This window comes from Rhodococcus sp. C26F (assembly GCF_053345925.1).
The window spans coordinates 1-10,550 of the sequence record NZ_JBKFBA010000077.1; the positions used below are offsets into that span (position 1 = coordinate 1).

A 10,550-nucleotide genomic window follows, 5' to 3' on the forward strand; every position below is an offset into this window, starting at 1 on the left:
CATCTTGTCGCTGTCGGCGAAAGGCCTGACCACCGGTGAAATCGCTGCGCACTTCGACGACGTCTACGGCGCGACGGTGTCGAAGGAGACGATCAGCAAGATCACCGACAAGGTCCTTGCTGAGATGGCCGAATGGTCTGTCCGGCCGCTCGACCCGGTGTATCCGGTGCTGTTCATCGATGCGATCCACGTCAAGATCCGCGATGGTCAAGTCGCCAATCGGCCGGTTTACGTGGCGGTGGGGGTCACCACCGCAGGGGAACGCGACATCCTCGGCTTGTGGGCCGGCGACGGTGGTGAGGGCGCGAAGTTCTGGTTGGCGGTGCTCACCGAGATCAAGAACCGCGGTGTCGAGGACGTGTGCATCGCCGTCTGCGACGGGCTCAAAGGTCTGCCCGAGGCGATCACCACCGTGTGGCCGCCGACGGTGGTGCAGACCTGCCTGATCCATCTGCTGCGCAACACCTTCCGGTATGCCGCCCGGCAGTATTGGGAGGAGATGTCCCGGGATCTGCGGCCGATCTACACTGCTCCGACCGAGGCGGCGGCGAAGGAACGGTTCGGCGAGTTCGCCGGCAAGTGGGGTCCGCGCTATCCGGCGATCGTCCGGATGTGGGAAAACAGCTGGTCGGAGTTTGTGCCGTTTCTCGACTACGACGTCGAGATCCGCCGGGTGATCTGCTCGACGAACGCGATCGAGTCACTCAACGCCCGGTACCGGCGGGCGATCCGGGCCCGTGGGCATTTCCCGAACGAGCAGGCCGCGCTCAAGTGTCTGTATCTGGCCACTCGTGCTCTGGACCCGACCGGCAAGGGACGCGCACGATGGACATCACGGTGGAAAGGAGCTTTGAACGCTTTCGCGATCACCTTCGAAGGACGCATCACTCCGACCAGCAACTAATCCCATGTGTCAGAACCAGATCCACCGATTACCTGACAGTCCCTGTCGGGCCGGTAGGTCTGCGAGTGCTTCGTTGATCTTCTCGAGCGGGAAACTGTGGTGTTCGAGGACGGAAAGATCGAGAACTCCGGTACCGGCGAGGTCGGCCATGTCCTGGGCTTCGGCCGTGGAGAACCAGAGGCTGCCGAGCACACTGATCTGGCGACACATCAGCGAGAACATATCCAGCGGGGGGCGTTCCATCATGCCGCCGATGTCGACCGCGACGCCGCCGCGACGGAGGGTGCCGATGGCATCGAGGAACGATTCGGCAGGGGCACCCGGACCGAGAGCATCGATGACGATGTCGACGCCCTCTTCATCGTTGTGCTCGTACACCCAGCTGCGCAACTCGTCCTGGCCGGCCGACAGAACGTGGATGCGGTCGGGGGCGATGGCTCGGACGTCGTCGAGCAGGTCCGCGTTGCGGCCGGTGCCGAAGATGCGAGTTGCGCCGAGGGCGAGAGCGCTCAGGCATGTGCCCAGGCCGAGGGTTCCGGAGATGCCGTCGATCAGGATCGTGGAGCCTGGACCGGCGCCGGCCTTGCGCAGGGCCGAGTAGCCGGTACCGAGGTAACCGAAGCGGGCGCCTTCTTCGAAGGTGACCGTGTCGGGGAGTTTGACCAGGTTTCGTTGCGGGGCGGTCAGATACTCACCCAGGCCGCCGTACGGGTAGGCATCGAAGATTTGCTGGCCGTCGGCCCCGAAGGAGAAATAGCCCATGAATGTGTAACGGTTGCAGTTCTGATCGTTGCCTTGTTTGCAGGCGCGGCAACCGCCGCAGGAGATGCCGGGGTTGACGTACACCCGATCTCCGACCGTGACGTCGGTGACGTGCGTGCCGACGGCGGCGACGACTCCGGCCGAGTCGAGGCCGAAGATGGCAGGGAGCTTGGGCAAGGGCAGGTAGGGGAACCATTCGTTGTAGGTCGCCAGCACGTTGCTCAGATTCGGCACGACGTTGCACGCCTTGACCTGTACCAGGACATCGGTGGGCCGGGGCTCGGGGATGGGGAGGTCCTCGATCTGCATCGGCTGTCCGATCTCGTGGAGGCGGGCGACGCGCATGGTGGACTTCATGTACGGAACTCCTGATGTAGACGGGGGATTGGCTTGGGTTAGGGGTGTGACGAGGGATGGGTGTCGGCGTGCCTTGGCAAAGAAATGTTTGTCGGCGTGGTCAGGTGCGGGTGCTGGTGACCGTCGCAGTCAGAGCAGCGCGGACTTCGTCGACGGTGCTGATGTCGGCCAGCAGGCTAAGGGAGTCGATGCTGGCTTGGTGCGCTGTGGGAGTGGCCGCGGAGCATGCATCCTCGACGATCACCACTCGGTAGCCGAGATCGCTTGCCACCCTCGCTGTTCCTTCGACGGAAGCGTTTGTGGCCACACCGGCGAAGAGCACGGTGGTGATGCCCTTGCTGCGCAGGATGGTGTCGAGGTCGGTACGGGCGAAGGCTCCGATGCGCTGGTGGGTGAGCACGATGTCCTCGTCGTGTGGGATGAGGGGTTCGATGATCTCGGCGAGTTCGCTGCCTTCCTTGAGGCATCCGGATTGGGCGACGATGCCGAGCAGGGGCGAATTGACGTCGAGATCGGAGAAGTCCGGCTTCCACGCGACCCGGGTGTAGACGATCGTGGCGCGGGCGGTGCGGGCGACGGTGATGAGCGCGGCGATGTGGTCGATGACTTTGCGCTCGGTCACCTGCTGGTGGAAGAAGTCGGCGAAGGCGCCGGTAGGTCCGACGATGTCGCCTTGGCAGTGGACTGCCACGAGCGCGGTGGTGCGTGGGTCGAATTCCATCAGTATCTCCTGGGCGGGACCGGTAGGGATCAGGCGTGGGCGAGGATCGAATGCCCGATGTTGTCGATGTCGCGGGCGGCGGTGAACGGGTTGGATAGAAAGACTTGGAGGATGTCGACGCCGGCCTCGCGCATCAGGGCTGTTTTTTCTCGTAGTTCGGCCGGGGAGCCGTACAGGCACCAGTAGTCGACGAGTTCCTTGGTGATGATCGGGCGGTGCCGGGGGTCGAGGCCGCGCAGGTACTTCGCCCAGACGTCGAGGTAGTGCGGTTGGTCCGCGGCTTTCGGGTTGCCGAGATACTGCTGGGCGGCGGTGAGTGAGGCATCGACGATCGAGTCGCCGAGTTCGTCGCGGTGTTGGTCCATCAGTCCGGCGTTGGTGATGCAGGAGCTGATCGGGCCGGATCCGAAGCCGTTGGTGACGCCGTCTTCCCAGGTTTCTCCGTTGCCGAGTTGGTAGAACCAGGACAACGAGACGAGTTTGACCGAACCCGGGGCTCGTCCGGCATCGGCGACGGCTTTGTCCAGGAGCCTGCGGATCATCTTGATCATGTCGGTGTTCGGCCCGAGGCAGTAGACGACGGCGTCGGCGTACTTGGCTGCTTCGGCGAGACCGCGTGGTCCGCCGGCGGCGACCCAGATCGGGATGTGGTCGGTGACGTTGTAGAAGCCGCTTTCTTTGTCTAGGAACTCCACTTCCCGGGACTGCCCGAGCCAGGTGTGGGTGACCCGCCGGCCTGCCATCAGCTCACGGGAGACTTCGATGGCGTGGGACAGTTCGGAGATCTTCGCGGTGCGGTTGCCCATGGAACGCAGCGCGTTGTTGGCGGTACCGATACCGAGAAAGGTTCGACCTGGCGCCAGTGCGTTGAGAGTGGCCATGGAGTTCGCGGTGACCGGGGCGATGCGGGTCAACGGGTTGGTGACCATGGTGCCCAGGTGAATGGCGGTGGTCTGCTGCGAAGCCAGGGCCAGGAACTGGTACGGGTCGGAGAACAACAACGGTCCTTCCCCGACTCCGAAGTGGGTGACCCCGAGGTCCTCGGCCTGCTTCACCGTTGCGACCTGATCGATCTTGGCGCAGGTGCCGATACAGAATTCCATGTTCTTCTCCTTGCGAGTGGCCTGGTGGTGCTCTCGGCTGGTCCCACCCCGTCGTAGCGGACGTATGTCCGAAGGCCTCACTGCATGCGCATGTCTCCGGAATGGATTCCACGATCGGTCACAAAGCCCTGCCGGTCGGGAACTGGAATGCTAGCGTTCCAGATGAACGTAGCTCACGGTGACCACCACCACAAGTACTAGAATGCAAGATGCTGCCTTCAGCCTCCCGGCCACACCGGAGCCACCCGAGAAACCGACGGAAAGCCTGAGCCGATGACCACGACCGATCCTGGCCCTACGGCAAGCACCGAGGCTGCCGCGCTTCTTTCCCAATTCCGCACCTCCGGGGCGCGCCTATCCTCCGCGCTCTACGACATCCTTAAAACCCGATTGCTCGAAGGCCGCTACGCAGCCGGTGAGAAGATCGTCGTCGAGTCGATTCGCCAGGAATTCGGGGTGAGCAAGCAGCCGGTCATGGACGCCCTGCGCCGCCTCTCCAGCGACAAACTGGTCTATATCGTCCCCCAGGTCGGATGCGAGGTCGTTTCCTATACCCCCCGCGAGGTCGAAGACTTCTACACCCTGTTCGGCGGTTTCGAAGGAGCCATTGCTGCCGTGGCAGCCACGCGGCGAACCGAAACCCAGGTGCGAGAACTGGACCTGATCTCCGCACGCGTCGACGCGCTGATCGCCTCCCGCGATCCCGAGGTCCGCGCCCACGGATACCGCGTCCACAACCGGGAATTCCATGCCGCCATCCACGCGATGGCGCATTCACGGATCATGGAGGAGACCAGTCAGCGGATGTGGGATCTGTCGGATTTCCTGATCAACACCGCCGGAATCACAAACCCGCTCGCGAGCGCGCTCCCCGACCGCCAGCACGACCATCACGAGATCGCCGAGGCCATTCGCAACCGCGACGCCGCCGCGGCGCGTGAGGCGATGGAGCGCCATATCGTCGGCACGATCGCGGTCATCCGCGACGAATCGAGCACCCAGCCTCCGCACTGACGGTGAGCCGGTTCCCCATGCCGGATCCTGTACGACCGGACAGGCGTACAGGACCCGATCGTGCCGACGGCGCTGCATCTTCATTCAGCGCCGCTTCGCAGTGATCACCATCGGGACGAAGAACCAGCACCCCCCGACAGAGACTTGCGTCACCATCAACGCCGGAGTAGCTTCACAACTAGACGTCTAGCATTCTAGTTACCTTTCCCGCCCTGCTGCGGCGGCTCTCTGCTAAATCCCAGACGAATCTCAGACGAAAGGCGCGGCCATGACGACCGCATCGCACCCAGCATTCTGCGGAGCACCCACCTGCCCAACCCCTCGAATCGAGGGAACCACGCCGTGAACGCCACACCGACTTCCACGACGAAGACCTCCCCGATGCGGGTGGCCCTGGCCAGCTTCGTAGGGACCACCGTCGAGTACTACGACTTCTTCATCTACGGCACCGCAGCCGCACTGGTCTTCCCCACCTTGTTCTTCCCCGATGTCTCACCCGCTATCGGAATCCTGTTGTCCTTCGCTACTTTCGGCGTCGGATTCCTAGCCCGACCCCTCGGAGGCATCATCTTCGGCCACTTCGGTGACCGGATCGGCCGCAAGCAGATGCTCGTCATCTCTCTCGTCGGTATGGGTGCCGCCACAGTACTGATGGGACTGCTGCCCGGTTACGCCCAAATCGGCATCGCCGCTCCGATCCTGCTCACCCTGTTACGCCTAGTTCAAGGCTTCGCCGTGGGCGGCGAATGGGGTGGCGCCACCTTGATGGCCGTCGAGCATGCCCCCACCGCGAAGAAAGGATTCTTTGGCTCCTTCTCACAGATGGGTGCTCCCGCCGGGACGAGCATTGCGACCCTGGCGTTCTTCGCCGCTTCTCAACTCCCGGACGAGCAGTTCCTCAGCTGGGGCTGGCGGCTACCGTTCCTGTTCAGCGCGGTCCTGATCGTGATCGGCCTGTTCATCCGCCTGTCCCTGGCCGAAAGCCCCGACTTCGCCGAGGTCAAGGCCCACAGCGCCGTAGTGCGGATGCCGATCGCCGTCGCCTTCCGCAAACACTGGAAAGAAATCTTCCTCATTGCCGGCACCTACCTGTCCCAGGGAGTGTTCGCCTACATCTGCATGGCGTATCTCGTCTCCTACGGCACCACCGTCGCCGGGATCAGCCGCACCTTCGCCCTGGCCGGCGTGTTCGTCGCCGGCGTCGTCGCCGTCATCCTCTATCCCGTCTTCGGCGCCCTGTCGGACACCTTCGGCCGCAAGACCATGTACCTTCTCGGCGCCGTCACCATGGGGGTGGTGATCGGGCCGGCCTTCGCGCTGATCAACACCGGGAACCCCTGGCTGTTCATGACAGCGCAGGTGCTGGTCTTCGGTATCGCCATGGCCCCCGCCGCCGGAGTAACCGGATCGCTGTTCACCATGGTCTTCGACGCGGATGTGCGCTACAGCGGCGTCTCGATCGGCTACACCATCTCCCAGGTAGCGGGCTCGGCATTCGCCCCGACGATCGCGACCGCTCTGTATGCCTCCAGCAACACCAGCAACTCGATCGTGCTCTACCTGCTGATCGTCTCGGCCATTTCGGTGGTCTCGGTGATCCTGCTGCCCGGCGGCTGGGGACGCAAGGGTGCGGCACGCCAGTTGGTTCACGACCAACACACCTCGACCCCGAACGCCACTGCCCCCGCATCTTTTTCGACTCCGACCACCACCGACGCCGCACAATCCCTGCGGGTCCTGGACAAGTGAAGTGACCACGACCATGAACGACCATGACCACACGTGCTACGACACCGACATCATCATCGTCGGACTCGGTCCCGCCGGAGGCACAGCAGCTCTCGCCCTGGCCACCTACGGTGTACGCGTCCACGCCGTCTCGATGTTCCCCTGGGTGGCGAACTCACCCCGCGCGCACATCACCAACCAACGCGCCGTCGAGGTGCTCCGTGACCTGGGCGTCGAAGACGAGGCCCGCACATACGCCACCCCCTGGGACCAGATGGGCGACACCCTGTTCACCACGAGTCTGGCCGGTGAAGAAATCGTCCGGATGCAAACGTGGGGCACCGGCGCGCGGTACGGCGACTATCTCGCCGGCAGCCCGTGCGCGATGCTCGACATCCCCCAGCCCCTGATGGAACCGGTCCTGATCAAGAACGCCGCCGAACGCGGCGCGGTCATCAGCTTCAACACCGAATACCTCGACCACATCCAGGACGAGAACGGCGTGACCGTGCGCTTCCGAGACGTACGCTCGGGCACCGAATTCACCCAGCGAGCGCGCTTCCTGCTCGGCTTCGACGGAGCCCGCTCGAAGATCGCCGAACAGATCGGCCTGCCGTTCGAAGGAGAGCTCGCCCGCGCCGGCACCGCCTACATCCGCTTCAACGCGGATCTGAGCAGGTACGTCGCCCACCGGCCGAGCATTCTGCATTGGATCTTCAACTCCCAGGCCGGTTTCGGTGAGATCGGCATGGGTCTGCTCCGCGCGATCCGGCCCTGGGACCAGTGGATCGCCGGATGGGGATTCGACATGGCTCAGGGTGAGCCCGACGTCTCCGATGCTGTTGTACTCGAACAGATCCGGACCCTCGTCGGCGATCCGCAGCTGGACATCGACATCGTGTCGCGGTCCTTCTGGTACGTCAATCAGCAGTGGGCCGAGCACTATCAGTCCGGCCGAGTGTTCTGTGGCGGCGACGCCGTACACCGGCACCCACCGAGCAGCGGACTGGGATCGAACACCTCCATGCAGGACGCATTCAACCTTGCCTGGAAAATCGCCTACGCCGTCAAGGGCTACGCGGGACCGGGACTGCTCGAGTCCTACTCCCCCGAACGTGTCCCGGTCGGCAAACAGATCGTCGCGCGCGCCAACCAGTCCCGCAAGGACTACGCCGGACTGCGCGAATGGTTCGACCACGACAGCGACGACCCGGTCACCACCGGCCTGGCGAAGCTCAAAGAACCCTCCCCCGAAGGTGCGGCTCTGCGGGAACGGCTGTACGCGGCGCTCGAGGTCAAGAACACCGAATTCAACGCCCACGGCGTCGAACTCAACCAGCGTTACGCCTCCTCCGCGGTCGTCCCCGACCCCGAGGCCGGCGACGAGCAGTGGGCACGCGACCGAGAACTGTACCTGCAGGCCACCACCCGTCCCGGGGCCAAACTGCCCCACGCCTGGCTGGTCGACGCGGACGGTACCCGGGTCTCCACCCTCGACGTCACCGGCAAGGGCCAGATGACCCTGCTCACCGGCATCGGCGGCCAAGCATGGAAACGTGCCGCCGCCACATTGGACCTACCGTTCCTGCGCACCGTAGTCATCGGCGAAGCGGACACCCTCGACCCGTACGGCTACTGGCGACAGGTCCGCGAGATCGACGAGGCCGGTGCATTGCTCGTACGGCCGGACGGCTACATCGCCTGGCGGCACAGCGCCCCGGTGTGGGACGACAGCGAAGCACTCACCCACCTCGAGAACGCGCTGACCAACGTCCTCGACCGCGCCCCGAACGAGACCCGAAACCCAGGGGACAGCGGTGCGCCGCAGTACAGCACCCAGGCCGTGCCGATCGTCGTCCCCCACGTCACCGCCGACGACGCACCACCGGCCTCCACAACCAGCACCACAACGATCGAGGGAGCACACGCATGACCCGCCCGTACACCAGCGTCTGGGACGACCTGAACCAGGTCGAGTTCAGCCAGGGATTCATCCAGGCCGGCCCGTACCGCACCCGCTATCTGCACGCAGGCGACGACTCCAAGCCCGCGCTGATTCTGCTGCACGGCATCACCGGCCACGCCGAAGCCTATGTCCGCAATCTGCGTTCACACGCCGAGCATTTCAACGTCTGGGCCATAGATTTCATCGGCCACGGCTACTCGACCAAACCGGATCATCCCCTCGAGATCAAGCACTACATCGATCACGTGCTGCACTTCATGGATGCCATCGGTGTCGAGAAGGCATCCTTCTCCGGCGAATCGCTCGGTGGATGGGTCACCGCCCAGTTCGCGCACGACCACCCGGAGAAAGTCGGGCGGATCGTGCTCAACACCATGGGCGGCACCATGGCCAACCCACAGGTGATGGAACGGCTCTACACCCTGTCGATGGAAGCGGCGAAAGACCCGAGTTGGGAACGGGTCAAGGCGCGCCTGGAATGGCTCATGGCCGACCCCACCATGGTCACCGACGACCTCATCCGCACCCGGCAGGCCATCTTCCAGCAGCCGGACTGGCTCAAGGCGTGCGAAATGAACATGGCCTTGCAGGATCTCGAAACCCGCAAACGGAACATGATCACCGACGCCACCCTCGACGGCATCACCGTGCCCGCGATGGTGCTGTGGACCACCAAGGATCCCTCCGGACCGGTCGATGAAGCCAAGCGCATCGCCTCCCACATCCCCGGCGCCACGCTGGCGATCATGGAGAACTGCGGTCACTGGCCCCAGTACGAGGACCCCGACACCTTCAACACGCTGCACCTGGATTTCCTCCTCGATCGCAGCTGACCCAGACCCGGCCGGTGCCGCCCCCCTGCAACCCCTGGCGGCGCCGACCGGACCCCCACTTATCCGACGAACCTCGTCCGCTCTCGCCCGCACTCTTCGGGCAGAAGCCGTGAAGTAGCAGCAAGGAGACTCCGCGATGCCTGTGGCGCTGTGCGCGATGTCGCATTCCCCCCTGATGGGGCACAACGATCCTGATCAATCCGTCATCGACGCCGTCGACGCCGCCTTCGAGAGCACGCGCCGGTTCATCGCCGACTTCGCGCCCGATCTGATCGTCATCTTCGCCCCCGACCACTACAACGGGGTCTTCTACGACCTGCTGCCGCCGTTCTGTATCGGCGCCGCCGCGCAGTCCGTCGGTGATTACGGCACCGAAGCCGGCCCCCTCGACGTCGACCGTGATGCCGCCTACGCCATCGCACGTGAAGTACTCGCCAGCGGCATCGATGCCGCGTTCTCCGAACGCATGTACGTCGACCACGGGTTCGCCCAGGCACTGCAGCTACTGGTCGGGTCGATCACCGCCGTGCCGACCGTGCCGATCTTCATCAACTCCGTCGCCGAACCGCTCGGCCCCGTCGGCCGGGTTCGGTTGCTCGGCGAAGCCGTCGGCCGAGCCGCGAAGGACCTGGGCAAACGCGTATTATTCGTCGGATCCGGAGGACTCTCCCACGATCCCCCGGTCCCCCAGTTCGCCACCGCGCCCGAACAGGTACGCGAACGGTTGATCGACGGCCGCCACCCCAGCGACGCCGAACGCGACGCCCGTGAACAACGCGTCATCACCGCAGGACGAGACTTCGCCGCCGGCACCGCCAGCATTCAGCCACTCAACCCCGATTGGGACCGTCATCTACTCGAGGTTCTGGCATCCGGCGATCTCGAACAGATCGACACGTGGACCAATGACTGGTTCGTCGAACAGGCCGGTCACTCGTCCCACGAAGTACGTACCTGGATCGCCGCCTACGCCGCCCTCCGCGCTGCCGGCCCCTACCAGGTCACCTCGACCTTCTACCGAGAAATCCCGGAATGGATTGCAGGATTCGGGATCACCACCGCGATAACCGCTCCTGCCCCCGCCCCACTCGATTGACAATGCAGCGCGACAACCGCGTTGCTGTGATCACCGGCGCCAGCAGAGGTATCGGCGCGGCCATCG

9 protein-coding genes are annotated in these 10,550 nt (G+C 64.3%); 6 read left to right on the top strand and 3 right to left on the bottom strand.

Features of this window, described 5'->3' with window-relative positions; genetic code table 11:
• Positions 1 to 904 (top strand): IS256 family transposase (locus ACLBYD_RS29830; RefSeq protein ID WP_447819277.1); only part of this gene is annotated, 904 nt, incomplete at its 5' end.
• A gap of 9 nt (positions 905 to 913) precedes the next feature.
• On the opposite strand, the gene ACLBYD_RS29835 is transcribed toward ACLBYD_RS29830, so the two are convergent.
• The 3 genes from ACLBYD_RS29835 to ACLBYD_RS29845 form a co-directional block, all read right to left on the bottom strand.
• Positions 914 to 2,023, bottom strand: coding sequence for an alcohol dehydrogenase catalytic domain-containing protein (locus ACLBYD_RS29835; protein WP_447819278.1), 1,110 nt, complete (start codon positions 2,021 to 2,023; stop codon positions 914 to 916).
• 100 nt (positions 2,024 to 2,123) lie between these two features.
• Entirely contained in the window at positions 2,124 to 2,744 is a 621-nt protein-coding gene (locus ACLBYD_RS29840; RefSeq protein WP_447819279.1) for a cysteine hydrolase family protein, read from the bottom strand.
• 29 nt (positions 2,745 to 2,773) lie between these two features.
• Positions 2,774 to 3,847 carry an LLM class flavin-dependent oxidoreductase gene (locus tag ACLBYD_RS29845; protein ID WP_447819280.1) on the bottom strand — a complete coding sequence of 358 codons (1,074 nt, stop codon included), beginning with the start codon at positions 3,845 to 3,847 and terminating at the stop codon, positions 2,774 to 2,776.
• Between the two features lie 273 nt (positions 3,848 to 4,120).
• Here ACLBYD_RS29845 and ACLBYD_RS29850 point away from each other — a divergent pair, with 273 nt between their 5' ends.
• The 5 genes from ACLBYD_RS29850 (at position 4,121) to ACLBYD_RS29870 (ending at position 10,484) form a co-directional block, all read left to right on the top strand.
• Entirely contained in the window at positions 4,121 to 4,861 is a 741-nt protein-coding gene (locus ACLBYD_RS29850) for a GntR family transcriptional regulator (protein ID WP_447819281.1), read from the top strand.
• 381 nt (positions 4,862 to 5,242) lie between these two features.
• Positions 5,243 to 6,610, top strand: a complete 1,368-nt coding sequence (locus tag ACLBYD_RS29855) for an MFS transporter (protein WP_447819285.1) — start codon at positions 5,243 to 5,245, stop codon at positions 6,608 to 6,610.
• A gap of 1 nt (position 6,611) precedes the next feature.
• Entirely contained in the window at positions 6,612 to 8,522 is a 1,911-nt protein-coding gene (locus tag ACLBYD_RS29860; RefSeq protein ID WP_447819282.1) for an FAD-dependent monooxygenase, read from the top strand.
• On the top strand, positions 8,519 to 9,388 hold the full coding sequence (locus tag ACLBYD_RS29865; RefSeq protein WP_447819283.1) for an alpha/beta fold hydrolase: 870 nt from the start codon (positions 8,519 to 8,521) through the stop codon (positions 9,386 to 9,388). Before ACLBYD_RS29860 ends, ACLBYD_RS29865 begins: the two co-directional genes overlap by 4 nt.
• 136 nt (positions 9,389 to 9,524) lie before the next feature.
• Positions 9,525 to 10,484, top strand: a complete 960-nt coding sequence (locus ACLBYD_RS29870; protein ID WP_447819284.1) for a 3-carboxyethylcatechol 2,3-dioxygenase — start codon at positions 9,525 to 9,527, stop codon at positions 10,482 to 10,484.
• Positions 10,485 to 10,550 lie beyond the last annotated feature (66 nt).

What these genes read in the sequence shown, in the direction of transcription:
- ACLBYD_RS29845 (WP_447819280.1), bottom strand. Translation starts at nt 3,847, where the DNA reads ATGGAATTCTGTATCGGCACCTGCGCCAAGATCGATCAGGTCGCAACG.
- ACLBYD_RS29855 (WP_447819285.1), top strand. Translation starts at nt 5,243, where the DNA reads ATGCGGGTGGCCCTGGCCAGCTTCGTAGGGACCACCGTCGAGTACTAC.
- ACLBYD_RS29850 (WP_447819281.1), top strand. Translation starts at nt 4,121, where the DNA reads ATGACCACGACCGATCCTGGCCCTACGGCAAGCACCGAGGCTGCCGCG.
- ACLBYD_RS29840 (WP_447819279.1), bottom strand. Translation starts at nt 2,744, where the DNA reads ATGGAATTCGACCCACGCACCACCGCGCTCGTGGCAGTCCACTGCCAA.
- ACLBYD_RS29865 (WP_447819283.1), top strand. Translation starts at nt 8,519, where the DNA reads ATGACCCGCCCGTACACCAGCGTCTGGGACGACCTGAACCAGGTCGAG.
- ACLBYD_RS29835 (WP_447819278.1), bottom strand. Translation starts at nt 2,023, where the DNA reads ATGAAGTCCACCATGCGCGTCGCCCGCCTCCACGAGATCGGACAGCCG.
- ACLBYD_RS29870 (WP_447819284.1), top strand. Translation starts at nt 9,525, where the DNA reads ATGCCTGTGGCGCTGTGCGCGATGTCGCATTCCCCCCTGATGGGGCAC.